The organism is Thermopolyspora sp. NPDC052614 (genome assembly GCF_040678635.1).
Taxonomy (GTDB): Bacteria; Actinomycetota; Actinomycetes; order Streptosporangiales; family Streptosporangiaceae; genus Thermopolyspora.
Genome location: NZ_JBFATZ010000004.1, coordinates 299,832 through 325,387 on the forward strand (window position 1 = coordinate 299,832; position 25,556 = coordinate 325,387).

The following is a 25,556-nucleotide window of genomic DNA, read 5'->3' on the forward strand; positions in this document are numbered from 1 at the left end:
TCCTCGACTATCTGGCTCGACTAGCTGGTCCTCGCGCTCTACTTCGGCACCGTGCTCGGAATCGGCTTCGCGGCGCGCCGTGCCGTACGGACGAGCCTGGACTTCTTCCTGTCGGGACGGTCGCTTCCGGCCTGGATCATCGGGCCGGCGTTCGTGTCCGCGAACCTCGGCGCGATCGAGATCCTCGGCATGGCGGCCAACGGCGCCCAGTACGGGGCCATGACCCTGCACTACCGCACCACCACGACGACGACCGCCCACCCTGAGCCCGACGCCCTCACGGCACCTGAAACAGGTGATCACGCGCATCCGTGATCGCCATATGCCCAGGCAGATGCCCGATCGCGAACGGAACCCCGCTCGCCATCACCGCCGCCTGCGGCGTCACCCCACACGCCCAGAACACCGGCGTCTCGCCGGGCCGTACCTCCACCGGATCCCCGAAGTCCGGCGCACCCAGATCCCGAATCCCGATCCCCGCCGGATCCCCCACATGCACCGGCGCCCCATGCACCGCCGGATACCGCGACGTCACTCGCACCGCCGTCGCCACCAACGATCCCGGCACCGGCCGCATCGACACCACCAGCGGCCCCCGTAGCACCCCCGCCGGCCGGCACTCCACCGACGTCCGATACATCGGCACATTCGTCCCCGCCTCAAGATGCCGCACCGGCACCCCCGCCTCCAGCAGCGCGTCCTCAAAGGTGAAACTGCACCCAATGAGAAAGGCCACCAGATCCTCCCGCCACACCCCCCGAACCTCGTCCGGCTCCGCCACCGGTACCCCGCCCTCGTACACCCGATATCCCGGCAGATCCGTCCGCAGATCCCCCGCGAACAGCCCCGTACTCACCGCCCCCGGGTCCCCCACATCCAGCACCGGACAAGCCTGAGCGTTACGCTGCGCGAACAGCAGCAGATCAAAGGCAATCTCCCTCGGCACCGCCAGCAAATTGGCCTGCGTCCACCCCCGACACCACCCCGCCGTCGGCACCCGCACCCCCGCCCTAAACCTCTCCCGCGCCTCCTCCGGCCGCAAGTCCCCCACATCCATCCCCGCCGCCACCATCACGCCTCTCACCCCATCCCATCCCAAACCCGAACCCCCACCGGCTCGCCGCCGTGTACCACACCTCTCGAACCCGTGATACCGTCCCAGAGGCTCCGGGTACATCCCAGCCAAACCGGTTCTCCGGGGCGATAGCTCAGCCGGTTAGAGCAGCGGACTCATAATCCGTCGGTCCTGGGTTCAAGTCCCAGTCGCCCCACCCTCATCCACCCCGCGTATGCGGTGTGACCTGGGATTTCTCCAGGAGCGGCCAGCGGATCACGTACCGCCGGATGCCACACGACGCAGCCGTGAACCACTGCTCGCGGAATACACGCGGAATGGAATCGGGGCCGTTGCCAGGTCGCGCGGGGAAACGCAAAGGGCCACGGGATGAACCGCGGCCCCTCCGAAGTAGATCACGCTCACCGGTCAGTCGCCGACGATGCGTTGGTTGGCGACGTCCCGTTGCCCGTCGAGACACTTCGCGTAGACCCGAAGCAGCACCTCTACGCCGTACCCCGCCCGCTCTGCCACCGCAGGCGCGTGGCCCTGTCGCCGGATCTTGAAAGCTGGTTCTGGATCACATTTGGTGCCAGGGCCACGCAGAGTCACCGACTCCACGATCATGAAGGGTCGTGACCGACGATTCCCCCCACGACCTCTGGCTCGGCCAAACCCCCGACGCCGCGGTCAACGCCCTCACCATCACCGCCAACCGCCTGACCGTCCATGCCACAACAACCACCGACGGGGCGGTGTGCCCGTCGTCCGGGATCACCTCGGCGCGGGTACGCAGCAGCTACGTACGCCGCCTGGATGACAGCGCCGCAGGTCAGCGCCAGGTGCTGATCAAGTTGCGGGTCCACCGGTTCCGCTGCCGCAACGGCGCCTGCGCGCGAACGACCTTCGTCGAGCAGGTCGCCGGTCTGACCTTCCGGCACGGGCGGCGCAGCCAGGCCCTGCAGACCACGCTGCAGCGACTCGCTTCGATGCCGGCCGGGCCGGCTCCCGCCTGGCCGAGGGCCTGTCCAGCCGTACGGTCCCTCGCCACACTTCCCGTACGGTGGGGTCGTGACCGAACAAGAGACCCCACCTATGGCCACTCCCCGCGCCGCAGCCGGGGCACTCTTCTTCGACGAACACGACCGCCTGCTGTTGGTCCAACCCCATTACAAGGACCACCGCGACATCCCAGGCGGCTACATCGAACCCGGCGAAACCCCCTTCCAAGCCTGCGTCCGCGAAGTCCACGAGGAACTCGGCATCCAACCCCCCATCGGCGACCTCCTCGTCGTCGACTGGGCACCCCACCCCACCGAAGGCGACAAAGTCCTCTTCCTCTTCGACGGCGGAACCCTCACCCCCACGGCCCGGCAAAACATCAAACTCGGCACCGACGAACTCGCCGGCTACGACTTCCACCCAATCGAAGAAATCCACAGCCTGCTGATCGACCGTCTCGCCGACCGCGTCGGCGCAGCCCTTACCGCCCGCAGGCTAGGCCGCCCCCTCTACCTGGAGCACGGCCGCACACTGCCGAATTAATCCTTCAGGGGATCAAGGCGATGGCACGCCAGGCCGCCGCCCGCTCCGCCCGGCCTGGCGGGCGGTGTGGGCACCGGTCCCGGCCAGTGGCGGGAACGCAGGCCGCCCGCCGCACTACAGCGCCGCCGCACCAAGCCGCACTCGCCGACCAGGGACGCGCCGCCGCCGCACAGGTACAGCACGAAGATCGCCTTATTATGGCTGGCCGCCACACGAGGTTCGAGCGAGCGGGTGGGCCGGGATTTCGTTCCCCAGCCACGGCACACCTTGCCGCACTCGTCAAGCGACAAACACCCACTATCGACATCTCACAAACAAGGTCTCGATTTATGGCCCGCACGAGCCGTCCGGTCGATCTACGCTCGACGAGATCGTAGATTACACGGCCACCTGATGGATAAGTCGGTCGCTCCGGAGCTACAGCGAGCAGAAGCCTTCAGAAGGCTCGCCGACCACACCTTCTCATCCTGCTTGATATGTCCACCGCACGCACCAAATAGTACGATAGAGATCTTGCTAAGCCAGCTCCTGCCGCGATATCGCCAGTCGGATCGACGTTAGCACTAGACCTCCAAAAGAAATGCTAAGCCGATGTCTGCAGTCCTGTCATAAGTTCTACTATTTCTTGCATGAGGCCAGGCCCGGATAGCCCGCTAGCTCCGAAGGCCAGGACATCGAGCGGGCAGCTAAAGTAACGTCCTCTCCGGGGGTTCAATAGTGTGACGTTTTCTATTGGCACCCCAGAGGCATAATACATCGCACTATACGTCAATACCTGACGAAAGTCCGATGATCTAAATGGGCGCGTGACAGCCTTCACCTCAATCAATTCGGCACCGTGCACAATATCTGCCGTAGCCTCATCTACCACCCCGCATCCCGGAACGGTCGGGCTAAATGTAAACCCTGCATTGCTTGTTGCGTACTTCGCGATGAGTCTGGACATCCTGTACGCTTCATACCATTCGCCGGCATTAAGGCTTTCCATGGAGAACTGCCCCCGAGGGAGTCTGGCCACAAAGTCCCTGGCATTCTGCTCAAACTTCTTTGGTGGGACATATGGTAAATTAGATATCCCCTCTGCGGCCATGTTGAATGCGACCTCGGCGAGCAGAGCATGACGGTCAGAACTTCCTGATGCGACCACTGCCGCGCCTAGTGACCGCTGCTGGGAATTGGACCATCTTACAACCTGATCCAGCGTGGGTGCTATCTGTCGCCAGATTGAAGCATGGCCAGCGAAAAGCTTAGCGGATATCATATCGGCACCTGCCAATTCTGGACCTGGACTTTCGACGCTGCCCAGTCCCGTAGAAGCTTATCAAAAGGTCTCAGGCTATGTTTGTTGGCATCTCGCCAATGCTTTCCCTCATCACCCAAAGCATATGAGGCTACAATGAATGCTCGCTTGACCCACGGATCCGCAGCGCTCACATAGTTCTTTAGATCGCTCAACCAGTACGCGGCGCGCCAACGCGCCATCGCCAGGACTATGTCACGCTTGATGTTGGGAGCTGGTCCACTCCCAAAGCCGTGGGTTCTATCGAAGATCGCTATGAACAGCTGTTCATTGGCAAGCGATCGATGACTGGCTAGCACTCGAATCATGAAGGCTAAGTTCAGGGCTATATTTGCCGCATAGTGCGAAGAGGTGATTAATTGGCGAATTCGATCATGCACACCGTCCACGAAATTCGGATCGTCGATATCGGTAAGGGTGCTACGGACTGCCAGCATTACCTGTGGGATCACTGGCGCCAGAATGTCTATATTCTCCAGCAGTGAGATCACGGCCTGTTTGCGAGTGCTTGTGTCCATGTATTGCAGAGCGGATATAAGGCGTCGCGCAAGGGCAGCATGGATGCGCCCCTTTGTTAACTCCTCTCGCAAGAGAGCCAATATATCGAACTCATGAAGTTTGTCTTTCAGGCGGAAATAGTCTTCAGTGGCCGTTGGCGAGTAGGGGTCGAAGTGAATATGAAGCCCAAGGAATTTTGCAGCGCTGCCCTCGGGAGGGTTGGGCGGATCAAGGGTGGCGAGATATTCCGAAGAAGACATTATTCGAGTCTTCCCCTTCTGCAAAGACAGCCCTTCATTAACCAACAGCTTCTCCGATACGAATCCGATAGCCCTGTACGCGGTTTGCATGTCGTTGACAAAAAATCGATAGTCGTCAGCATATCGGCAAAAATTAGCGGTGCTGGGATTCGCTGCAAGTAGATCGTCCACCCGATCCAGCACAAGTTCGGATAGCAAACGGGCTGCAGGACCTCCCACCGGCAGCCCGTATGAAGTATTGCGGGAGAGCTTAGAAAGGATGGCCATTATCTGGCGGGTGTGCATCCCGCCGGCATCAACCTCCCGTAAAGAATTTTCTAGCCGGTGATGATAGATCCGTGAATAAAAGTCCGCGATGTCGACTGCTATAACATAGCGAGACAGTTCTGCTCGCCGCCGGGCCTCCTTCTGGAAATCACTCCACGCTCCTGCCGCGAACAGGCTTCCGTCGCCGTTTGGCTGATATCGGTATGAGAATACATGCTTTTGGGCTGCCGGAATTCGGAATCTCTCAATTTCAGGAGCAAGAGCAAGAACTAGGCTTAGCAGGTAAGCATTCCAGAGCGGATCGATCTGGGTTGCCCAGCGGAACCCCGTATACCCCACTGGAGCGAGGGTCGAGTAGCTAAAAACTGGGTCCAGATTTAGGTGGTTATCAAAGTCGTTAGCCACGTCCGCGAGCAAGTCGGCAATATCGGACGACCTGTCATGGAACATATGATTCTCGATAGGAAAAGGAAAAATATCAGTATCACCCCAACGTGCGATATTCGCTATTGCTTTAGTGAAGGTGGACTTGTCGATCAGTGGCACAGCACTCTCCATCGAGGGCCAGGACTAGTGCACGGTTGTAAGGCTGCAGAGCAGCACTCTCCCAGAGGTTGTACTACTCTGCAATTGGTTACGGTAACAAGTATGTAGCAGTGTGTGGAGAAGATCGCGTTATGCGCTCTGCTACCAGCACCTGCTTCGGCGGTACCTTTTGCCGCACCGTCCCGTGAGAGGCTGTTCCCCGCCATTGAGGGTCGAGTAGAACAATGCCTTCGGTGAAGGCACTCTGACTCCGAGGGCGATCGTCAAAATCGTCTTCGTCGGTTGAGTGTGCTCATCTCGTCTGCCGTCAACCTAGGACAAGCCGAGCAAACCGCAGGGAGGGGGCGAGGTCGTTCGTCCGGTAGGTCCGCTCCACCTTGACCCCTCCCCGCGGCCAGCTTCCGCTTCGAGAGGGGTAGACGGGTGATCGAAAGCTAGGGCGTGCGCGTTGCAAACGGGAAGACCAGTGACCTGCTGATAGCCCTGCACTAGAGCGAGGTCATAGAGGGGTCAAAGACGGTCATATGCAGGGTGTACGAGAGTGGGCGACTGAGACTTGAACCCAGGACCGACGGATTTATGAGTGCAGCGGCGATTACGGGCCACACCAGTCGGCTGAGCTGCCGATACATGCAATTCTCTCGTTGCGGAAGTTGCAAGTCATCCGCACATATCCCAAGCATGAAATCCCTTCCTCCAAGTAGCCGGAGAAACCCTGAGCTGCCAGATTGCAAGTGCGGCAGTTGCAGGTGGGGGCGGATGACCGTGGGATATAAGACGATGTGACCTGGGATTGTCCGGAGGCGGCCAGCGGATCACATCCCGCCGGATGCCACGCGATGCAGCCATAAACGGCTGCTCGCACAGTACTTACGGAAGGAGACCGAGGCCGTCCGCTCAGATCGCGCAGGCAAGCGAAAGGGGCCACAGCATGAACCGCAGACCCTCTGAGGTTGATCGCGCTTGGCATGGTTGTGAAGAAGCAAGTGACCAAGACGCCGGCGCTCCGCGGGTGATACCTCCGCAGCTTCGGTATCTGTGGTGATGTCCCCCAATCGCAATCTCCCGTAGGCGTTATGTACAGCGCCAGTCCCAATCGCTACCGTGGCGGTCAAAGACCTCGACGATGACCTCACGGCCTCTCGTGTCGCCGAGGTCTCCGAACCACAAGGAGACCACCGCCCTGTGCTCCGCTCCCGCAATCGCTGCCCTGCGGTAGTAGCTGCGGATCTCCTCCATCGTGAGTGAGGTCTCGATGGTCATCCTGATCCGGTAGTCGCAATAGTCACCGCTTCCTCCGCCCATGTTCCTCCCGAAGGCCACGTCCTAGAGGGCGAGGGAATGGCTCGTGTTCGGTGGAAGCGTGTAGTCGAGGACCCGCTGTTTAAGGCGTCCAGGCGTGCGTTGTCGCGCCAGACCGCAATCATGATCAAGACGAACAGCGCGGCCAGCGGTACGAGAACGGCCGGGCATCCTCTACGACCCCGCGTCATGAGATCGCAGACTAGTGCATGACCGACGCGCACGGATGAATCGATCATGCAGATCGACAACCTGCACCACCGCGTCTCGACGAGAAGCCGGCACCGGTAGCTTGCGCCGCCCACGTCGAGCGAGGGGCGGAGATGTCGATTGGTACTTGCAAAGCTAAGTTAGCATGCTAAGTTGTACGCATGGAACGGAACCTGAGTCTGAACCTGCATGTGCTGACCGCGCGTCTGGATCGGGCGGCCGACCGGATTCTGAGGGCCGAGCACGACATCTCCTACAGTCGCTTCCTGGCGCTGACCCTGGTCGGGGAACTGGGTGCCTCGACGCAGCGGGACCTCGCCAACCGGCTCGGCGTGACCGAGCCGTCCGTGAGCCGGATGACCAGTGTTCTCGCCGCCGACGGGCTGCTTGACGTACAGCCCGAGGCGGCCGGGGGGCATCGCCGGAGGCTCAGCCTCACGGACAAGGGCAAGCGACTGGTGACCTCGATCCGGCAGGATTTCGAGGATCGGCTCGCCACGCTCGTTGAGGACAGCGGCGTCCCGTACGACGAGTACGCCGAGCACACCGCCCGTTTGCTGGCGACCTTCGACCGCTGGGAAAAGGAGGCAGGGAAATGAGCCGGCCCGTGGAAACCTTGCCGATGGTACGAGCGCGCTCGGTGACCTCGGCTGACGGCACCACCATCGGCTATCGGACGCTGGGCGAAGGGCCGGGGCTCATCGTGGTCGGTGGGGCCCTGCAGACCTCTGAGGAGTATCTGCCGCTGGCATCGGCGCTGGGGCGCTCGTTCACCGTCCATCTGGTGGAGCGGCGAGGGCGCGGCAGGAGCGGTCCGCAGGGGCCCGGGTACTCCTTGGGCAAGGAGGTCGAAGATCTCCTCGCCGTGCAGGCGGAGACGGGGGCTCGGCTGGCGTTCGGTCACAGCTATGGAGGGCTTGCCGTCATGGAGATGGCGCGGACGTCCTCGGTGCTGGATCGGGTCGTGGTTTATGAGCCCGGCGTCCCTTGTGCTCCCGTCCCCACCGAGTGGATGGAGCCCTACCGGCAGCGGCTCGCCGCCGGCGATGCCTATGGCGCGTTCGTACACTTCATCAGGGGTTCGGGTGGCGCGCCGGCCTTTGTGGCCAAGATGCCGTACTGGTACCTGCGCTTCGTGATGCGCGTCGGGTTCCGCGGCCGGGCCTGGCAGCGCATGCGGTCCCTTCTTGAGCAGAACCTGGCCGAGCACCAGCAAATCGCGGCCAAGCAGGGGCGGCACACCGAGTTCGCGGCCGTCGCCGCTCCCGTACTGCTCCTGTGCGGAAGCCGCACCCCTGCCGCGCACAGGGCCGGATTCGTCATCCTCCGCGACACCCTGCCCAATGCCGTTCTCGAAACCCTGCGCGGCCTGGACCACTTCGGCCCGCTCGGTAAGGCGGCCCCGCTCGTAGCCGAACGGGCGATGGAATTCCTGCGCTGACCCCCGGGCGGAGCTCGCGCCGTGTTGAGGAGGCGTAGCCTCGGTTCAAGCTGGTCAGACCGCCTTTGTGATCACCAGCCGGTCGCCGACCGGGCGAAGGCCCGGCTCAACCAGGTGCGTGCCGTCGAACATTCCCCAGGAGCTCCGTCCGGCGGCGGCCGATCGCCGGGCAGGCCATTCCCCCACAGGAGCACAGGTATGAGGCTCCAACGCCAGGAGGCTCTCGTACGCAGGAGAATCATGCTCGCAATCTCAGCCGCAACTCGTCGGTTTTGTCCTTCACCGGGCTTCAACTTCTCGGCTGCGACAAAAGCCCGCCCTAGCTCCCTAGATACGTCGGCGGGTTCGGTTCACCCTGAACTCTCGATCATATGTAAGGCCTGAGCCAAATCATCATAGAAGTCAAATGGTCGATCCAACCTTCGCTCTTCGAGGGATCGCAGGACTTGCTGTGGAGTCGCCGCGACCATTAGGCGACCTCCGGCACTGCGTAGCCTTTTCAGAGCTGCGATCAGTGAAGCAATCCCGTTTAGATCGGCTGTATCCACTCCTTGCAGATCAAGGACGATACAGGGCGACACACGCCCACGCATCGCCGGTACCATCTCGTCACGAAGTCGAGTAGGTGCCTCGCCGCCGAGGTTACCCACCAAGTGGAGGACCGTACACCGCCGGCGATCCTCACGATGAATGTCAAGTTCGGGTTCGCTCTCCTCGGTGCTCAAGTGCGTGCCACCTCCTCACAGCGTCATGGCCGCCATCGGATCATACTCAGCCTTTCTCCTCTTCAACGGGGGTGGAGAAATATTTCGCCGTTTCTCAAACTCGCGACCGAACCGGATTTCGAAACCGCCCGAGCCTTCCCGCGCTCTCGGAGAAGGAACAAAGGGGGAAGGGCTCCCGCTCGGCGGCCGGGTGTGTGGCCTGGGGCCGGTCCCGGCCGCCGCAACTCGGGCCGCGGGGCGCACGATGTCACCGCTCGGTTTTCAAGAGGCTCCTTGCCACACACGGCAGGGGGATCAACGGGTCCGAAAGCTGAGCACTACCGCGGCGGTCTCGTCCCGGGGATCGGCGGCTACGAGGAGGAGCGGAGCAGGGGACGGGGCGCGTACTGGGTGGAGCGGGTGACGGGGTGGTCGTCACGGGTCACCTATACGCGGCCTACGGGGACGATGTCCTTGCCCAGCGGCATCAACGAGATCGGGATCATTTTGAGGTTTCCGATCGCCAGCGGGATGCCGATGATCGAGATGAACAGCGGGATCGCGGTGAGGAGGTGCCCGATCGCCAACCAGATGCCGGCGACGATCACCCAGATGACGTTGCCGAGCACCGACCACGCGCCGGCGGACGGCTTGTCGGCGATGGTTCGGCCGAACGGCCACAGCGCGTAGCCCGCGATCCGGAACGACGCGATGCCGAACGGGATGGTGATGATGAGGATGCAGCAGATGATCCCCGCCACGACGTAGCCTAATGCGAGCCACAGGCCGGCCAAGATCAACCAGATGACATTGAGGATAGTGTTCATGGTGCCTACTGTCCCACCCCGGCCCGGTCAGCAGGTGCTAAATCGTCTGGCGGCCAAGGAGCACGCGACGCGGCGATCGGTCGGTTCTGACCGGTCCCTACGGCCCCTACGGTGCGAAGGACCGGCCGACCAGGCGGATGGGCCTCATCCGCCTGGTTGTGGCACGGGCTGACGCTCCTTCAGCAGGCGTCGGATCACCTTGACCTGTTCCGGTACGGCCGGGCCCGTCCAGGTGGAGAGGGCGGCCAGGCCGGCCTTGCGGTGGTTGGCCGCGTTCTCCGGGTCGGCGCGGATCAGCCACAGGTGGGCGAGGGCGGTGGTGAGTCCGTGCCGGGGAAGGCGGTCGGCGGCCTCGCGCAGCAGGGTGGCCGCCCTGGCGTGGTCGGGGTTGTCGCCGTCCAGGAGGGCGGCGGCCTCGTGGACGTGGCAGCGGGCGCGGCCGGTGGCGTCGCCGACGCGGTCGAACAGGTCGGCCGCCTCGCGCCAGCCTTCCACGGCGTCGTGCGGCATGCCGAGGTACCAGCGGGCGAGGGCCAGGAGTTCGGCGGCGTGGGCCTCGGCGGCGCGGTTGCCGGACGCCTTGGCCATGCCGGCGGCGCCCACGAGGAGGTGGTGGGCCTCGTTGTACGCCTCGCGGGCCTCGGCGGGGTTGGTGGTGGGCAGCTGGCCGCGGCGGAGGCGTACCACCGCTCTGTTGATCAAGGCGGTGGCCTGGCCGGTCAGGTCGCCGCCGGGCAGCGCCCGCGTGAAGTGCGTCAGGTGCTGTTCCACGCCGTCGAGTTCGTCGCCCTGGGCGAGGAGGGTGGCGGCCTGGGCGACGTGCAGGGCCGCGGGCCAGGAGGCGACGTCGGCGGGCAGGCGCAGGCGGCTTTTGATCTCGTTGAGGTGCTGGGCGGCGGCGCCGGGGTCGCCGAGCGACAGGGCGATCTGGCAGAGCCGCAGGTCGGCCATCATCCGCATGGTGTCGTCGTTGAGGGCGCAGGCGGCCTTGTGCAGGGCCCGGGCGGCGTCCCGCCGGTCGGTCGGTCGCTGTTCCAGCAGGAACCAGGTGTCGAGCGCGGCCCAGATCCGGGTCAGCGGGCGTGCCGCCCACGGCGCCGGGGGCGTCTTCAGCACGACCAGCAGGGCCTTGTCCTCGATCTCGAACCAGTCGCGTGCCCGGCGGGCCTGCGGGCCGCTTTCGGCGAGGAGCCGGGCCGACTCGGTCGCCCGGTCGGCGAAGTATCCGACCAGGCGTCGCCACGCGGCGTCCAGCTCGCGCTGCGGGAGCGGGGGCGCGACGGCGTGGGCGGTGTCCTGGACGCGGACGCGTGACTCGCGCACCTTCTCCACCAGGCAGTGCCGGCTCAGCTCGTCCATCGCCGCCTCGACCTGGTACCGGGGGCCGGCGGCGAGGGCGGCGGCGGCGTCGGCGCCCAGTTCGGCGACCGGGACGTGGCTGAGCAGCCCGAGCAGGCGGCGGGCCTGCGGGGACACGCCTTGGAGCAGCTTGGCGAGCACGACGCCCAGGGCCTGGTCGTGCGGCTCCTCCTCCAGGTCGGCGACGAGGGAGGCGATGGTGACCTGGGGGTTCTCCGCGAGCCAGCGTTTGATGCCGACGGCGACGGCGGGCCGGGTGAGGAACCGGTCCGCGAGCAGTTCGGTGGCGGCCGGGTCCGCCCGGAGGCGGTCGGCGATCTCGGGCTCGGCGTACTCGGGCTCGGCGAGCAGGGCGATCGCGTCCTGGCGGGACAGCGGGCCGACCTGGACCATGGGAAGGTCCACGTCCATCGGGATGCCGTCCACCTCGCCCGCCACGAGGATGTACGCCCCGGGCACCTGGCGGGGCAGCCATTCGACCTGGCGCCAGGTGCTCACGTTGTCGAGCAGCAGCAGCCGCCCGGTGTCCCGCAGGGCGTGCTCCACCTCCCGCCGCGCGGCCGAGACGTTCGTCACCTGACCCGGATGCAGTCCCAGGGTGCGCAGTACGCGGCGCGCGACGCTCAGTGGGTTCTCCGGGCGTTGCCGCTCCTGGCCGCGCAGGTCGGCGTAGCGTTGCGCGTCGGGCTCGGGGGCCAACTCGAGTCCGGCGGCGACGGCGAGCGCGGAGGTGCCGATGCCGGCCACGCCGCGCACCACCACGATGCCGTGTTCCCTCGCCTTGCGCACGGCGTCCCGCAGTTCGCCGTCCCGTCCCACCAGGCGTCCGGGCCGCGGCAGGGCGGTGCGTTCGGCCGGGGGCGTGTCCGTGGCGGCGCGGCGCCCGTGCAACCAGCGCAGGATCGCCAGGGGCACGCACACGGTGAGGAGGAGCCAGAGCGGGATCAACTGGAGCAGCCCGTCGGTGAACTTCTCCAGCAGCAGCATCGTGGCCACGCTGCCGGCCAGGGTGATCGCGACGGCCCGCCACTCGGCGGGCGTCGTCGGGATGGCCCAGCTCAGTCTGGTCGGTTTCCGGGGCGGCGGTTCCGGCTCGGTTCGGGTCATCGGCGTACTCCCTGGGTGAGACCGCGGACCAGCACGCGGGCGGTGAGGACCGCCAGCAGCATCGGCACGGCGGACGCCACGACGGCCTCGGCCGCCAGGGTCCCGGCGCCGGTGCTGAACTGGCGCGCCTGCTGGAGCAGGACCAGCGGCACCTGGTTCGCCGCCGGCCAGCTCAGGAACAGGCCGACGACCAGGTCGTTCCAGGCGAGCACGAACGCGAGGACGGCCACGGCGACCACGGCGGGGCCGCTCTCCAGCACCACCTCGTAGACGGCCGAGCGGCCCTCGGCGAGCGGGCGGGCCACCACCGGGGCGCGGACGGTCGCGAACGCGTTGCGCAGGACCAGCACCGCGAGCGGCAGCATCAGCGCCGCGTACACGACGCTGAGCGCGACCACGCCGCCGACCCACTGCCCCAGCACCGCACCGAGCGGCCGGGCGATGACCTGGGGCGGCAGTACGGCGAGCGCGGTCAGCACCACCACGGTCGCCCGGCCGCCGTGGTGCGGCACCCGGGCGTGCGTGAGGCCGTACGCGGCCAGGACCGCCGCCACCAGCACGATGACCACGACGAACACCGCCCGTACGGCGGTGCCCGCCAGCGCCTCCGCGAACGTGCCGTCGGCGAACGCGTCGGCGTACGACTCGGGGCCGTAGCCTCCCGCCCACGGCCCGGAGGTCGCCACCGCCTCCGACGAGCGCCACGAGGTGAGCAGCAGCACGCCGAACGGAGCCGCCCACAGCACGGCCGCCGCCAGCGCGAGCACCCGATGGGCGAGCCTGGTGGCCGACGGGCTCGGCGGGGGCGGCGGGGGCGGTGAGCCGCCGGGCCGGCCCGGCAACTCGCCGCGCAGCCGCCACAGCACCGCCAGCGCCACCGCGGCGGCGACGGCGAACTGCAGGAACGCCAGCGCGGAGGATCGGCCGGGGCCGAGGTCCTGGCGACGCCACCAGGTGAGGCCGACCACCTCGAGCTCGGACTGGACCGCGCCCGGCGCGCCGATGAGGACGATGTCGAACACCCGCGCGGCGGCCGTGAGCACGATCAGGAACGCCAGCGCCGCGGTCGGGAACAGCGCCGGGATCTCCACCAGGCGCAGCCGGCGCAGCGGGCCGACCCCGAGCACCCGGGCGACCCGGCGCAGGTCCGCGGGCACCTGGGGCAGCCCGGCCTGGAAGACCAGGAAGGCCACCCCGGTCCACTGCCAGACGAACGCCGAGCCGAGCACCAGCCAGATCCAGCCGGGCCCGAGGAACAGCACCTGGCCGGGGAGCACGGCGTTCACCACGCCGCGGCCGGGGTTGGTGTCGAAGATCAGCCGGAAGGCGATGCCGGCCGTCAGCGGCGAGATGACCGCGGGCAGGGCGAGCGCGGCCGTCAGGACCGCCCGGGTCCGCGGCGGCAGGTTCCGCGCGAGCAGGGCGAGGCCGAGCCCGGCGGCGCACACCAGCACGGCGAGAAGCAGCCAGATCACGTTGTTGACCAGGGCCTGCCGGATCTCGGGGTCGGCGAGGACGGCCCGGTAGTTGGCCGGGCCGTCCTCCTCCGTCAGGCTCGCCACCGCGGTGGCGACGAGCGGCGCGACCAGCACGCCGCCCACGAGCACCGCGGCGAACAGCAGGTACGTCCACGGCCGCCACCGGGCCCGGCGATGCCACCGGGCCGGCACGCGGGTGTCGAGCAGCGGCGCCGCCTCGAACAACAGCGCCCGCTCCGAAGACGTGCCATCCGGTTTCATGATCGCCCCCTCGCCTCACACGGCCGGTACGCCCGTGGCCACCACGCCGCCACCCGGAGCTCCCGTGGCCTGCGGGGCTTGCGGCCCTCCCTCATGAGCGGTCCCCCGCCGCCGTGGCCGCCATCGATTTGACGGCCTGCGCCACGGCGTTCTCCGGTCGCTCCCCGTCCACGGTCACGGCGGTGAAGAACTCGGTGAGGATCCGCCACAGCCCCTGTCCGTCGCCGCCCGCGAGCCCTCCGGTGAGCTGGTCGGACAGGTCGAACACCATCGGCTGTGCGTCCTGGACGCCCTGCGCCCGGCGTACCGTGGGCGGGTGGTCGTCCGCGGCGCCGATGAGCGGGGTCGAACCGATCTCCTGCGTCCAGTCCAGCCGGGGGGCTTTGGCCTTCTCCTTCGGATCGTCGAGCCACCGGAGAAAGTCCAGCGCGTCCTCCCCGCCCGAGGCGAGCGCGACGGCGACGTCGCCGCCGACGACGATGGGCTGTCCCCGGTCGACGCCGGGGAAACGGAACCGCAGCAGGTCGAGCCGGTCGCGGTAGGAGTCGGCGGTCGTCCGGGCGAACCTCCGCACCACCTGCCAGGCGAAGTCGGGCGCGGCCACGGCGTGCGCGGTGCCGAAGCGGAACACGTCGAGGACCGAATCCTCGAACTGGGTGGTCAGCGCCCGGCGGCCGCCGCCCGGCAGCAGCCCGGGGATGGCCCACAGCCGCCCGAGCCGGGTCAGGGCCTCCTCGACGGCTTCGCGCCACAGGGCCGGATCGTCGCCGGCCACGAGGCGCGGGTACGCGGCGCGGCCGGCCACGGTGCCGAGCAGGGCGTTCTCGAACCAGTCGGTGAGGACCCATCCGTCGGCGGCGCCGATCGACAGCGGCGCGACCGGACAGCGGGACCCGCATGCCTGCTTGGTGGCCGTTTCCAGCTCCGTATGCCACTGCTCCCAGCCACCGGGCTCGGCCATGGTGCCGGGGCGGTGCCAGACCAGGGACTTGTGCGCCGTTTTGATCCACACTCCCCGCAGGGTGGGGACGCGATCCCGGCCACAGCTCGCGAGGCCGTCCCAGAAGGGGGAACCCACGCCGCCCTTGCGGTCGTACGTCTGGAGCTTGCCGCAGATGTCGGGTTCCTGGATCAGCCCGGGCCGTGACACGATCGCCACGTCCGGCACGGCGGCGGCCGCCGGGTTGCGCAGCAACGCCGCGATGTTGTCCCCGGCGGAGTAGACGGAGACCGGATTACGGTAGGTCGCCAGCAGCCGCTGGAAGGCACGCAGCTCGTAGCCGCTCCAGATCACCGCGACTCGCAGCCGGCGCCCGCCGGAGCATCCGGCGGCCCCCGCCCCGGCCGCGGCGAGCCCCGCGAGGGTGGCGAGGAGATGTCTACGTCTCATCGGCGTCGATCACCTCGTAGGGCTCGCCCGGGGCGGCGAGCGTCCTGCCCCTGTCCGGCCGGTCGCAGACGACGAGGATCGGCAGTTCCCCGAAGTCGCGTGCGGCGCCGATCGCCGCCTCGCAGGGCGGGGACCCGGAATGCTCCTCGATCACGATCGCTCGCGGAACCTGGGAGTGGCACACCGCGCGGGCGACCGCGGCCCGCAGCCGTCTGCTCGGGGGAAGATCGGCGGGTCGCAGCCGCAGGTCGCCGGTGAGGTGCAGGCGGTCGGCGACGTATCGGACAACGTTCCGGCGCTGCCCGGGCGGTTCACGCAGCCCGATGCCGATGTTCTGCTCAATCGACAGCGCCGGGGAAAGACCGCCACCGGCCGGCACGAACCCGATGTCCCGCTTGTTGGGTTCCGTCACCATGGTGATTTCCCGGCCGTCGAGCAGAATCCACCCTTTATCCGGGAATTCCAGTCCGAGTACGACGTCGGTGAAGCTTCGTGCCTCGGCCGCGTCGCGTGCCACGACGACCGTGACGTTCAGGGCCTCGGCGACGAGCGGGCTCGGCCGCAGGGTGCGTGGCCGGCCTTCCGCACTCCAGACCAGTCCCTTGAGTTCGAGCTCCAGCGTTTTCATCGCCTCAACCCGCTCCCGTGACACCGTCGTCGCGCGATACAGCCTAACTCTCAGAATTTCATCGTGTGAGGTTAGGTTCAACGCAATATTCGGACGGCAGGGAAGAACTCAGGGAGGAGTTACGCGGCTCGGCTGCGTGGGATTCCCTGGTATCGCCTCTCCCAAATGGATAGGTCGATTTCGGTCCGCGATAAATGCCGTGGCGTCCGTCCGACAGGGGTGTGGCGGACCGCTCGATCGGCGCCCGGCGCCGGAGGCCGGTTCGCGGCGCCTCGCAGGCCAAGGGCGCGGCGGACCTCGTTACGGCACGCCCGTGACGACGGCCACGACGGTCGAACCCGGCGGGATCCGCCCATCGGCGACGAGGGTGAAGACGCCGAGCATCATCTTGGCGACGTACACCCGGTCGAGTCGCAGGCCGTGACGGCGTTCGAAGTCGGCGGCGAAGCGGTCGAGATCCGGGGTGCGTCTGGCGTAGCCGCCGTGGTGGTGGTCCAGGTCGACGTGCCAGTCTCCGACCGTGTGGCCGTACGCCTGGCGTTGCAGCCTGGCGACCTCGGCGACGAGGAAGGACGCGCCCTTGAGCACGGCGAAACCGATCGCGCGTGTCCCCGGCGGCGTTCCCGCGGCGATGCCGGCGAGGGTGCCTCCGGTTCCGCAGGGGCAGCAGATCACGTCATAGGGTTCGCCGATCTCGGCCGGGATCTCGGCGCAGCCGCGCACCGCCAAGGCGTTGCTGCCGCCTTCGGGCAGCAGGTAGAAGTCGCCGTGCTCGTGGTGGAGGCGCTCGATGACGCCGGGGTCGGTCTTGGCGCGGTAGGTGGTCCGGTCCAGGTACGCCAGGCGCATCCCCTGGCGTACCGCGAAGTCGAGCACGGGGTTGAGCGGCAGGTGCCGCTCGCCGCGGATCACGCCGATGGTGTCGAAGCCGAACAGGCGTCCGGCGGCGGCGGTCGCCCGGATGTGGTTGGAGTAGGCGCCGCCGAAGGTGAGCAGGGTGCGGTGACCGGCCTGGCGTGCCGCCGCGAGGTTGTATTTGAGCTTGCGCCACTTGTTGCCCGGCAGGTCGGGGTGGATCAGGTCGTCGCGCTTCAGCAGCAGCCGTACGTCATGGCGGGCGAGCCGATCGTCGTCGATCGGCTCCAGGGGTGAGGGAAGCAGCAGTTCCAGATCGGCGCCGGTGACTCCCGGTATCCGCATGGTCATCCCTATTCCCTGTCGGACTCCTGGCGGGGCTCTGCCCAATGATGCCCGGCCGCCCGCGGCCCCCGAATGGCCGCATCCTGTCAGCGATTGCGTTGAACGCCCAGGCAGGTGCGTCCGTACACCGGTATATGCCTGACTTACACGACGCGATGTCGCCCGTACGGCCCCGCATCCCCCCGCCCGGCCGGAGACTCAAACGCCACATGTAGGAGACATCGACTTTTCATAACATTCACGTACCAGCGGGGCTCTTGGGGCGATAGTGTCCCCTGTGGCGTAGTCCAACGTCCCCGGGCTGACACCCCCCAACCTCGCCCCCACCATCCACGAGGACGGTATGAAGGACATGCGACAAGGTCAGGTGTCCAGGACGGGCTCCCTGCCGGGATGGCCGTTCCTCGCGTCGGCACTCATCCTCCTGGTCGTGCTCATCGTTCCCATTCTCAAGGGCCCTTCCGTGAGCGTCTTCGGCTTCCTGGAGCGCTACGCGGGGGTGGTCGTGCTGGTCTCCCTCAGCAACGCGGTCATGTTCGGCCTGGCCTGCACCGACCGTCTCATCCTCTCGATCCGGTTCCGCGTCGCGCTGCAGCTCATCCACCGGGCGATGGCGTTCATCGGGGTCGGATTCCTCGCCGTGCACGTGGCGACCAAGGTCATCGCGGCGAAGGCGGCGGCGCTGGAAGGCGTGGTGCCGTTCATCGGCTCGGTCCCGGTGGGCCTCGGCTCCGTGGCCGGCTACATGATGGTCATGATCATGGCGATCGGCGTGCTCCGCGTGCGGTTCCACGCCAAGCCGTGGATCTGGCGCGTGCTGCACAGCACGGCGTACATCTGCTGGCCCATCGGGCTGGTGCACGGCCTGACCGCCGGCCGGCCCGGGGCGATGTGGGTGATCCTGAGCTACGCGGCCTGTCTCGCCGCGGTCGGCCTCGGGCTCCTGGTGCGCTTCACGTTCTCCACCCGCCGGATGCGCAGCTTCAGCCAGGCGCCCGCGGCGGGGCCGCGCCCGGCCACGCCGCGCCGGCCCGGCGCCTACGCCACCGGCCCGCAGGCCCTGGTGGGCGGCGAGGGCGCGGTGGACGCCGAGTTCTGGGCCTCCCTGCGCAAGGAAGTACGCCGCTGATCCGGAGCGTCTCCGGGGGCGCCGGTCCTGGCCGCGCCCCCGGAGACGCCCCCGGGCAGGCCCCGGCGGCCCTTGTCCTTGCGGTTCAGACTCCTTTGCTGCCGTCGAGGCGCTCGCGCAGGATGTCGGCGTGGCCGTTGTGCCGGGCGTACTCCTCGATCATGTGGACGAGGATCCAGCGCAGCGAGACGGTCTTGCCGCTGCGTGCTGAGACGCCGGTGACCTCCAGGTCGGGCTGGGCGGCGACCAGCTCGCGGGCGTGCTCGACCTCGGCCCGCCAGGCGGCGAAGGCCTCGCCGGCGGAGGCGGAGTCGACGTTGTCGAACTCGCCGTCGGGGTCGCCCGGACCGTAGAAGAGCGGCGGGGCGTCCTCGCCGGCCAGCGTACGCCGGAACCAGGCCCGCTCCACGTCGGCCATGTGCCGTACCAGACCGAGCAGGGAGAGCGTGGACGGCGGGGCGACCCGCTCGCGCAGCCGCGCCTCGGAAAGCCCCCCGCACTTGAGCGCGAGCGTCTCCCGGTGCCAGTCGAGCCAGGAGATGAGCATTTCACGTTCCCCCGCCACGTACGGCGGGGTGGTTCGTTGTTCCTCCACGGATTCCGTCACAGCCTATGATCATGCCGCACGCGCACGGATATCCGTAGGAAATCGCCCGCCAACCTCCCGGGCGCGCACCGCGTCTTCGCTGAGTGACGACACCGCGACGGGGAACGGATGAGGTGGAGCGGTGAATCGCGTAGGCAGAGGCAGGCGAAGCGGACGCCTCGGCACCGATGTGGATGGTCCGCTCGATCCGGACGTGCCGCTTCACCTGCTGGTGGTGATGGCCCTGTGCGCCGAGGCCGAGCGGCTGGTGCCGGATGGCGCCCCGCCTCCGGAGGGAGACGAGGCGCCCTCGTCGCGACCGGCGACCCGGACCACCGGTCGCATCATCCCTCGCCGTGGCCCCGCGAGGGGGCCGGGATGAAGATCAACGAGTATTGACCAAATTAGCACTTTTCGGCCCATCCGTCAGATCGGGCGCGGGGACTCCTCGACCAGCAGCGCCGCGAGGCGCTCCACCGTCTCGCGGGAGACCACGTGCAGGCGGGCCACGTCGAGCCCCTCGTCCCCCACGACGACCAGCAGGCCCTCGTCGCGGATGGAGTACACCACCACATGGCCCCTGCCGCAGCGGATCACCACCTCGCGCAGGTCGCCCAGCCCCGTCTCATATCCGGTGCGCTTGCCGAGGCCCAGGGCGGCCGCGGCGAGCGCGGAGATGACCTCCGGCCGGACGATCTCACAGTCGGCGGCCACGAGCAGCCCGTCGACCGCGGCCACGGCCGTTTCGGTCACACCGGTCACCTGCTCGCGCAAGGCGAGTAATTCGGCAAGAACCGCTTCGTAGCTCATCGCTGCACCCTCTCTGCCAATCGTTTCAGTTCCCTCATTCAGCGCCAACTATGGCAACCGAAATCGGTATAGGGGGCTCACTCGCCGTCCTCCTTTTCCCGCTCGCTCTGCTCTTCGGAGCCGACGGACGGTTGGAGGGGTGCGATCGCACGCAGGCGGCGCAGTTTGAGCGGTCCGTCCGTCCGGGGCCGGGGCAACATCTCGTTGATCATGCTGGCGCCTCGGCGGCGCCGGGGCAGCCCGCCCGGGGCCTCGCCGGACACGCCCGAGGCCAGGGGCACGCCCGGTTCGAGCAGCCCCTCCTCCGCCATCCGCGCGATCTCCCGCATGACGACGTAGAGACCGCGGCCGACGGCGAAGGCGATGTCGCGGGGCGTCCGCCGCCCGTTGACCGCGCCGAGGATTCCCCGCTGGATCGAGTCGGGCACGATCCGGGCGGCGGGCACCGTGGTCGCCGGGCGGGGCCGCACGCGCACGGTGACCCCGAGCTCCTCCCACCCGGCCAGGGCCCGCGCCCGGCGGGCGGTCTCGCGGACCAGCCGGGCGGGCGCCATGCCGGGCAGCAGCGGCAGCGGCGGCGGCAGCGCGTCGGGTCCGGCGGGCTCGCGCAGGACCGCCGTGGCGCCGTGCGCGGTCAGGGCGAAGGCCGCGTCGGCGATCGCGAGCAGGCACACCGCCTCGATCCGGGCCGCGCCGACCAGGCCGCGCTCGGCCAGCTCGTCGGCGAGCCGCCCGGACGGCAGCGCGGAGTCGTAGGCCCGGGTCCAGTCCTGTTCGGCGATGCGTCCCGAGCGCAGCAGCAGCACCTCGGGGCCGGGGGCGGCCGGGGTGGCGGCGGCGATCACCAGGCCGTCACGCAGGCACAGCGAACCACCGGGGGTTCCGTCGACGTGGAGCAGTCCGGTGAAGTTCTCCCGGTGGCAGCGGAGCAACTCCGGCCCTAGGGGGCCCGTGTCCTCGGCCCGGGTCACGGCGAGCGCCGTAGGACCCTTCCGGGACGGCGAAATGCAGCAAGCTCCGGCACATCGCCTCCTTCTCCACTCCAGACGCGTAAGGATACTTTATGCTCACCAACCACATGAGGACGACAAAGGCAGGCAGATGAACATCGAGACCGCGCTCAAGGAGGCCATGGCCGTCAACGGGGCGATCGGCGCGGCCCTGGTGGACTACGAGAGCGGCATGTGCCTCGGTACGGCCGGCGGCGGGCGCGACCTGGACCTGGAGATCGCCGCGGCGGGGAACGCCGAGGTCGTACGGCATGAAATGCGCATGATGGCCACGCTCGACATGGACGAGTCGATCGAGGACATCCTGGTCACGCTGCACCGCCAGTACCACCTGATCCGGGTGCTGACCCGCGACGGCGCCTACATGTTCCTCTACCTCGCCCTCGACCGTGAGCGGGCCAACCTGGCGCTGGCCCGCCACAGCCTCAGGCGCATCGAGCGCGAGCTCGCCCTCTAGCCTGCCGCCCGCTCCAGCACCTCAAGCACCGTCCCGCGCAGCAGCGCGACCTTGTAGCCGGTCTCCGGCAGCGGCGCGCAGCGCTCCGTCGCCAGGTCGGCGGCCTCGGTCGGCCCGGCCGTCGTGGATCGGCCCGTCAGCGCGCGCTCCACCTCCGGCAGCCGCAGCGGCGTGCGCGCCACGCCGCCGACCGCCACCGCCGCGTACGCGATCACGTCGCCGTCGAGCGCCACCCGCGCCACCGCCTCGACCAGCGGCCACTCGGCCTTCAGCCGCCCGATCGCCCGGTGATAGGCGGCCCGCTCCCCCGCCAGCGGGGGCGGCAGCCGTACCGCGGTGAGGATCTCGCCCGGTTCGAGCAGGTGGTCGCGGTCGGGGGCGTCGCCGTACAGGGCGGCGATCGGGATCTCGCCGCGCCCGCTCACCTCGGCGACCGCGCCGTCGTAGGCCAGCAGCGCCATCGCCATCGACGACGGGTGCGGCGCCACGCACGCCGAGTCGCCGATCACCGTCCCGTGCAGGTGCCGCCCCTGCCGCGCCGGGCAGGCGTCCCCGCCCTTCTGCAGGCAGGAGAACCCGGGGTGGCGGAAGTACGCGCACCGGTTGCGCTGCAGCAGGTTGCCGCCGAGCGTGCCCACCGCCCGGATCTGCGGCGTCGCCAGCGCGCCCGCGGTGAGCGTCAGCGCCGGGTAGGCGGCCGCCAGCCGCGCGTCCCCGGCGATCTCCGCGATCGTCGTCAGCGCGCCGAGCCGGGCCGAGCCGTCCGCGTCCCACGTCACCCCGCGCAGTTCGGGGAAACCCCGCAGGTCCCGGTACGGCCCGCCGCCCCGGCGCGCCATCACGTCGGTGCCCCCGGCCCGCGGCTCGCCCCCGTCGGCGGCCAGCGTCTCGGAAAGCTCCCGCAACGTCATCGTGCTCACGATCCCATACCCTCCAGTCCCTTCAGCCCCTGCAGCAGACGGTCCGGGCGGATGGGCAGGTGCCGGGGCCGCCACCCGGTGGCGTTGTACACGGCGTTGCCGACCGAGGCGGCGACGCCGATCGTGGACACCTCGGCGAGGCCGATGCCTCCCCCGGTGACGTGGTCCCAGCCCTCCTCCAGGAACCGCACCGTGATCTCCGGCGTGTCCCCGATGCCGGGGATGCGATAGTCCTCCAGGTTCGCGGTGAGGACGTGCCCGGTCTCCGGGTCGAACTGCCGCTCCTCGTACAGCGCGTACCCGATGCCCTGGATCACGCCGCCCTCGCACTGGCTGCGGGCGAGCCGCTCCCGATAGATCCGCCCGGCGGCGATGCCGGCCCAGACCCGCAGCGGCCGGATGACGCCCAGCCGGGTGTCCACCTCGACCTCGGTCACCTGCACCGCGCCGCTCAGCCCGCGCCCGACGCCGACGCCGTGCATCGATATGGGCACCAGGTAGCCGCCGCGGTCGCGCGCCCGCTCGCCGACGACGCGCAGCCCCTCGGCGTCGACGAGCCGCTTTTCCGGTCGCTCGGCGAACTCCGGGCCGAGAGCGTCGCGCAGTTTCCGGCCCGCGTCCCGCGCGGCAGGGCCCACCGAGGTGGTGGCCCGGCTGCCCAGCGACGGCGGTCCCGACACGGTCCCGGACCGGCCGATCTCCACCCGGATCTTGTCCTCGGGCAGGCCGAGCTCCTCCCGCAGCACCTCGGCGATCACGCTGCGGGTGCCGGTGCCAATGTCCTGCGTCGTGCTGCGCGCGACCACCACCCCGCCCTCGACCGTCAGCTCGACCTGGGCGTTCGTGGTCAGCGCGTACAGCCACGCGGCGGCGGCCACGCCCACCCCGCGCCGGAACCGCCCGGTCCGCGACCCGCTGGGCGCGCGCTCGCGCCACACCGGCAGCTCGGCGGCCCACTCGTAGAGCACGCGGCGCCTGCGGTTGCCGTCCCAGCGGCGGCGCAGCGCGATCGGGTCCTCGCCGAGCCGGTGCGCCATCTCGTCCACGGTCTGCTCAAGCGCCCACGCCATCGGCGGCCCGCCCGGCGCGCGGAACGGCGAGCCCGGCGGCAGGTTGGTGAGCATGTCGTAGTCGCGCAGCCGCCGGGGCGCGGTGCCGTACATCAGCCGGGCCAGCCCGGCGACCACCGACCCGATGGCGGCCCCGCCGTCGGCGCGGGTGTCCATGGTGAGCGCCTTCAGCTCGCCGTCGGCGCCGGCGAGCATCGCGATCCGGGTCGTGGTGCCGGGGCGGTTCCCGGCGTCGGTGAGCTCCTCGGCCCTGCTGAACACCACGCGCACCGGCGCGCCGGCCGCCCGCGCCAGCTCGGCCGCGGCGATCGCCTCCACGCCGAGCTGGACCTTGGCCCCGAAGGCGCCGCCGACGTGGTCGGCGACGATGTGCACCTGCTCCGGCCGCAGCCCCCACCGGGCGGCGGCCCGCTCGGCCACCATGCCGATCGCCTGGGTGGACAGGTACAGGTGCAGGTCCCCGCGCTCGTCCCAGCGGGCCACGCAGGCGTGCGGCTCCAACGGGGTGTGCACCTGGACGGCGGTGCCGTACTCGCCGGTCACCAGCCGCGGATCGCCGCGCTCGGCCGCCGCCGCGATCCTGCGCACGGCGGCACCGCCGCGCCAGCTCAGCAGCGACGCCGGGCCGCGCATGTTGCCGCGCCACTTGCCGGGCATCGAGAAGCCCTCGCTGGCGTTGTGCACGTTCTTGCGGTCCTTCTCCGCGTAAATGGGCCGGCCCTCTCCGGTGGGCCGCGTCGTCGCGGGCAGGTCCGCGTAGCGCACCCGGACCCGCGCGGCGGCGGCGCACGCCTCGTCGTACGTGGCGGCGGCCACGGCGGCGATCGGCTGCCCGGCGTAGCGGACCACGCGGTCCTCGGGCAGCAGATCCACCAGTGCGGCCTCGCCGTCGAACGCGACGGCGAGCACCCGCGCGTGCGGCCGGTCCGCGCGCACGATCACCCCTTCGAGCTGCCCGTCGAGCCGCACGTCGGTGGTGTAGCGGGCGCGCCCGGTGACCTTGTCGGGGGCGTCCACCCGGGCCGGGGTTCCGGGGTCGTCGTCGTAGCGGCCCTCGCAGGCGGCGGCGATCGCCCGGTAGACGCCCTCGTACGCGCCGCACCGGCACAGGTGCCCGGCCATCGCGTCGGCGATCGCGCGCCGGTCGGGGGCGACGTCGCCGTGCTCGGCCCGGTGCCGGTCCACGAACGCGGCGGCCTCGACGACGAAGCCGGGCGTGCAGTAGCCGCACTGCAGCGCGTCCTCGGCGGCGAACGCCCGCTGCACGGGGTGGTCGCCGCCCAGGCCCTCGACGGTGGTGACCTCCCGCTCCCGCAGGGCGGCGGACGGCAGCAGGCAGCTCGCCATGGGCGTGCCGTCGACCAGGACCGTGCAGGCGCCGCAGACCCCCGTGCCGCAGGCCACCTTGGTCCCGGTGAGGTCGAGCCGGTCGCGCAGCAGGTGCGCCGCAGGGAGGTCGGGATCCGCGTCCGCCTCGGCGGGCGCGCCGTTCACTGTGATCTTCACGTTGAGGCTCCCTTGGTTGACGTTGTCAACATGGCGCATCGGGTTGACGTTGTCAACCTGATAGGCGCACGATCACGGCATGGGAGATGATGACCCTGTGAAAGATGACACGAGGTCGCGGCTGGTGGACAGCGGGTTGCGGCTGCTGCGCGAAGGGGGCCTCGACGCCGTCACGCTCCGCGCCGTCGGCACGCTGACCGGGGTCTCCCGCACCGCCCCGTACCGGCACTTCGCGGATAAGGCGGAGCTGCTCGCCACGATGAGCGCGCGGGTCCTCGACGACCTGACCCGGCACGTGCGCGCCTCGTACTCCGACCAGGACTCGCCGGAGGAGCGGCTGCGCACCTTCTACGAGAGCTACATCCGCTACGCCCTCGCCCATCCCCAGGAGTACCGGCTGCTCTTCTCCTCGGCGCTGAAGTCCGCCGGCAAGTATCCGGAGCTGGCGGCGGCGACCGACCGGGCGATCCAGGAGCTGGTCGCCGACTGGCCGGGCGCCGAGCCGCACGCGGACGCGGGCGCGTCCAGGGCCCGCCTGCTGGCCCTGGTGTCCACCGCGCACGGCCTGGCCGAATACACGCTGTCCGGCCACTACCGGCACAAGGGCATCGACCCGCAGGACGTGATCGACGCCCTGCTCGACGTGATGCGACCGGTGCCCGCCGCCAGGTAACGAACAGGTATCCGGGGC

Annotated in this window: 22 protein-coding genes and 1 tRNA gene; 8 read left to right on the plus strand and 15 right to left on the minus strand. The window is 68.9% G+C overall.

Features of this window, described 5'->3' with window-relative positions; all coding sequences use genetic code 11:
- Positions 1–51 precede the first annotated feature (51 nt).
- A complete protein-coding gene (locus AB0K60_RS10945) occupies positions 52–315 on the plus strand; it encodes a hypothetical protein (RefSeq protein ID WP_364051385.1) in 264 nt (87 codons plus the stop codon).
- Here AB0K60_RS10945 and AB0K60_RS10950 read toward each other — a convergent pair.
- Positions 278–1,057, minus strand: a complete 780-nt coding sequence (locus AB0K60_RS10950; RefSeq protein WP_364052087.1) for a putative hydro-lyase — start codon at positions 1,055–1,057, stop codon at positions 278–280. The two genes, AB0K60_RS10945 and AB0K60_RS10950, sit on opposite strands and share 38 nt — an antisense overlap.
- Before the next feature lie 140 nt (positions 1,058–1,197).
- On the opposite strand from AB0K60_RS10950, the gene AB0K60_RS10955 reads away from it, so the two are divergent.
- Positions 1,198–1,271: transfer RNA gene (locus tag AB0K60_RS10955), tRNA-Ile, on the plus strand.
- An 854-nt stretch (positions 1,272–2,125) separates the two neighbouring features.
- Complete coding sequence (locus tag AB0K60_RS10960; protein WP_364051388.1) at positions 2,126–2,599, plus strand: NUDIX hydrolase; 474 nt, start codon at positions 2,126–2,128, stop codon at positions 2,597–2,599.
- Between the two features lie 1,257 nt (positions 2,600–3,856).
- Here AB0K60_RS10960 and AB0K60_RS10965 read toward each other — a convergent pair.
- Together AB0K60_RS10965 and AB0K60_RS10970 are read right to left on the minus strand one after the other, a co-directional pair.
- Positions 3,857–5,470, minus strand: a complete 1,614-nt coding sequence (locus AB0K60_RS10965; protein WP_364051391.1) for an RNA-directed DNA polymerase — start codon at positions 5,468–5,470, stop codon at positions 3,857–3,859.
- 1,074 nt (positions 5,471–6,544) lie between these two features.
- Positions 6,545–6,733, minus strand: coding sequence for a hypothetical protein (locus AB0K60_RS10970; RefSeq protein ID WP_364051394.1), 189 nt, complete (start codon positions 6,731–6,733; stop codon positions 6,545–6,547).
- 410 nt (positions 6,734–7,143) lie between these two features.
- Here AB0K60_RS10970 and AB0K60_RS10975 point away from each other — a divergent pair, with 410 nt between their 5' ends.
- Positions 7,144–7,581: a MarR family transcriptional regulator gene (locus AB0K60_RS10975; protein WP_364051397.1), complete on the plus strand. Its 438-nt coding sequence runs from the start codon at positions 7,144–7,146 to the stop codon at positions 7,579–7,581.
- A 41-nt stretch (positions 7,582–7,622) separates the two neighbouring features.
- Positions 7,623–8,423: an alpha/beta hydrolase gene (locus tag AB0K60_RS10980; protein WP_364051400.1), complete on the plus strand. Its 801-nt coding sequence runs from the start codon at positions 7,623–7,625 to the stop codon at positions 8,421–8,423.
- A gap of 350 nt (positions 8,424–8,773) precedes the next feature.
- Here AB0K60_RS10980 and AB0K60_RS10985 read toward each other — a convergent pair whose 3' ends face one another.
- The 7 genes from AB0K60_RS10985 to AB0K60_RS11015 all read right to left on the minus strand — a co-directional run bounded on the left by AB0K60_RS10985 (position 8,774) and on the right by AB0K60_RS11015 (position 17,383).
- Entirely contained in the window at positions 8,774–9,148 is a 375-nt protein-coding gene (locus AB0K60_RS10985; protein ID WP_364051403.1) for an STAS domain-containing protein, read from the minus strand.
- Between the two features lie 425 nt (positions 9,149–9,573).
- Complete coding sequence (locus AB0K60_RS10990; RefSeq protein ID WP_364051406.1) at positions 9,574–9,954, minus strand: YccF domain-containing protein; 381 nt, start codon at positions 9,952–9,954, stop codon at positions 9,574–9,576.
- Between the two features lie 144 nt (positions 9,955–10,098).
- On the minus strand, positions 10,099–12,420 hold the full coding sequence (locus tag AB0K60_RS10995; RefSeq protein ID WP_364051409.1) for a hypothetical protein: 2,322 nt from the start codon (positions 12,418–12,420) through the stop codon (positions 10,099–10,101).
- The gene (locus AB0K60_RS11000; RefSeq protein WP_364051412.1) at positions 12,417–14,159 is read right to left on the minus strand and encodes a sugar ABC transporter permease; all 1,743 of its coding nucleotides are present in this window, start codon (positions 14,157–14,159) and stop codon (positions 12,417–12,419) included. The genes AB0K60_RS10995 and AB0K60_RS11000 overlap by 4 nt, the downstream gene beginning before the upstream one ends.
- A 91-nt stretch (positions 14,160–14,250) precedes the next feature.
- The gene (locus AB0K60_RS11005; protein WP_364051415.1) at positions 14,251–15,549 is read right to left on the minus strand and encodes a hypothetical protein; all 1,299 of its coding nucleotides are present in this window, start codon (positions 15,547–15,549) and stop codon (positions 14,251–14,253) included.
- A complete protein-coding gene (locus AB0K60_RS11010; protein ID WP_364051418.1) occupies positions 15,539–16,177 on the minus strand; it encodes a hypothetical protein in 639 nt (212 codons plus the stop codon). The genes AB0K60_RS11005 and AB0K60_RS11010 overlap by 11 nt, the downstream gene beginning before the upstream one ends.
- Before the next feature lie 300 nt (positions 16,178–16,477).
- A complete protein-coding gene (locus AB0K60_RS11015; protein ID WP_364051421.1) occupies positions 16,478–17,383 on the minus strand; it encodes a pyridoxal-phosphate dependent enzyme in 906 nt (301 codons plus the stop codon).
- Positions 17,384–17,720: 337 nt separating this feature from the next.
- Here AB0K60_RS11015 and AB0K60_RS11020 point away from each other — a divergent pair, with 337 nt between their 5' ends.
- Complete coding sequence (locus AB0K60_RS11020; RefSeq protein ID WP_364051424.1) at positions 17,721–18,506, plus strand: hypothetical protein; 786 nt, start codon at positions 17,721–17,723, stop codon at positions 18,504–18,506.
- An 85-nt stretch (positions 18,507–18,591) separates the two neighbouring features.
- Here the strand turns inward: AB0K60_RS11020 and AB0K60_RS11025 are convergent, their stop codons facing one another.
- The 3 genes from AB0K60_RS11025 to AB0K60_RS11035 all read right to left on the minus strand — a co-directional run bounded on the left by AB0K60_RS11025 (position 18,592) and on the right by AB0K60_RS11035 (position 20,873).
- On the minus strand, positions 18,592–19,113 hold the full coding sequence (locus AB0K60_RS11025) for a DinB family protein (protein WP_364051427.1): 522 nt from the start codon (positions 19,111–19,113) through the stop codon (positions 18,592–18,594).
- A gap of 405 nt (positions 19,114–19,518) precedes the next feature.
- Positions 19,519–19,902: a roadblock/LC7 domain-containing protein gene (locus AB0K60_RS11030; RefSeq protein ID WP_364051430.1), complete on the minus strand. Its 384-nt coding sequence runs from the start codon at positions 19,900–19,902 to the stop codon at positions 19,519–19,521.
- A 77-nt stretch (positions 19,903–19,979) separates the two neighbouring features.
- Complete coding sequence (locus AB0K60_RS11035; protein ID WP_364051433.1) at positions 19,980–20,873, minus strand: hypothetical protein; 894 nt, start codon at positions 20,871–20,873, stop codon at positions 19,980–19,982.
- 130 nt (positions 20,874–21,003) lie between these two features.
- On the opposite strand from AB0K60_RS11035, the gene AB0K60_RS11040 reads away from it, so the two are divergent.
- Positions 21,004–21,369 carry a hypothetical protein gene (locus AB0K60_RS11040; protein ID WP_364051436.1) on the plus strand — a complete coding sequence of 122 codons (366 nt, stop codon included), beginning with the start codon at positions 21,004–21,006 and terminating at the stop codon, positions 21,367–21,369.
- On the opposite strand, the gene AB0K60_RS11045 is transcribed toward AB0K60_RS11040, so the two are convergent.
- Together AB0K60_RS11045 and AB0K60_RS11050 are read right to left on the minus strand one after the other, a co-directional pair.
- A complete protein-coding gene (locus tag AB0K60_RS11045) occupies positions 21,366–22,280 on the minus strand; it encodes an FAD binding domain-containing protein (protein ID WP_364052090.1) in 915 nt (304 codons plus the stop codon). The two genes, AB0K60_RS11040 and AB0K60_RS11045, sit on opposite strands and share 4 nt — an antisense overlap.
- A gap of 5 nt (positions 22,281–22,285) precedes the next feature.
- The gene (locus AB0K60_RS11050) at positions 22,286–24,865 is read right to left on the minus strand and encodes a molybdopterin-dependent oxidoreductase (RefSeq protein ID WP_364051439.1); all 2,580 of its coding nucleotides are present in this window, start codon (positions 24,863–24,865) and stop codon (positions 22,286–22,288) included.
- Between the two features lie 97 nt (positions 24,866–24,962).
- Between AB0K60_RS11050 and AB0K60_RS11055 the strand changes: the two genes are divergently transcribed.
- On the plus strand, positions 24,963–25,538 hold the full coding sequence (locus AB0K60_RS11055) for a TetR/AcrR family transcriptional regulator (RefSeq protein ID WP_364051442.1): 576 nt from the start codon (positions 24,963–24,965) through the stop codon (positions 25,536–25,538).
- Positions 25,539–25,556 lie beyond the last annotated feature (18 nt).

Excerpts from the sequence above, each read along its gene's own strand:
- AB0K60_RS10950 (WP_364052087.1), bottom strand. The coding sequence starts at position 1,057 with ATGGATGTGGGGGACTTGCGGCCGGAGGAGGCGCGGGAGAGGTTTAGG.
- AB0K60_RS10970 (WP_364051394.1), bottom strand. The coding sequence starts at position 6,733 with ATGACCATCGAGACCTCACTCACGATGGAGGAGATCCGCAGCTACTAC.
- AB0K60_RS10975 (WP_364051397.1), top strand. The coding sequence starts at position 7,144 with ATGGAACGGAACCTGAGTCTGAACCTGCATGTGCTGACCGCGCGTCTG.
- AB0K60_RS10990 (WP_364051406.1), bottom strand. The coding sequence starts at position 9,954 with ATGAACACTATCCTCAATGTCATCTGGTTGATCTTGGCCGGCCTGTGG.
- AB0K60_RS10995 (WP_364051409.1), bottom strand. The coding sequence starts at position 12,420 with ATGACCCGAACCGAGCCGGAACCGCCGCCCCGGAAACCGACCAGACTG.
- AB0K60_RS11000 (WP_364051412.1), bottom strand. The coding sequence starts at position 14,159 with ATGAAACCGGATGGCACGTCTTCGGAGCGGGCGCTGTTGTTCGAGGCG.
- AB0K60_RS11005 (WP_364051415.1), bottom strand. The coding sequence starts at position 15,549 with ATGAGACGTAGACATCTCCTCGCCACCCTCGCGGGGCTCGCCGCGGCC.
- AB0K60_RS11010 (WP_364051418.1), bottom strand. The coding sequence starts at position 16,177 with ATGAAAACGCTGGAGCTCGAACTCAAGGGACTGGTCTGGAGTGCGGAA.
- AB0K60_RS11015 (WP_364051421.1), bottom strand. The coding sequence starts at position 17,383 with ATGACCATGCGGATACCGGGAGTCACCGGCGCCGATCTGGAACTGCTG.
- AB0K60_RS11020 (WP_364051424.1), top strand. The coding sequence starts at position 17,721 with ATGAAGGACATGCGACAAGGTCAGGTGTCCAGGACGGGCTCCCTGCCG.
- AB0K60_RS11030 (WP_364051430.1), bottom strand. The coding sequence starts at position 19,902 with ATGAGCTACGAAGCGGTTCTTGCCGAATTACTCGCCTTGCGCGAGCAG.
- AB0K60_RS11040 (WP_364051436.1), top strand. The coding sequence starts at position 21,004 with ATGAACATCGAGACCGCGCTCAAGGAGGCCATGGCCGTCAACGGGGCG.
- AB0K60_RS11045 (WP_364052090.1), bottom strand. The coding sequence starts at position 22,280 with ATGACGTTGCGGGAGCTTTCCGAGACGCTGGCCGCCGACGGGGGCGAG.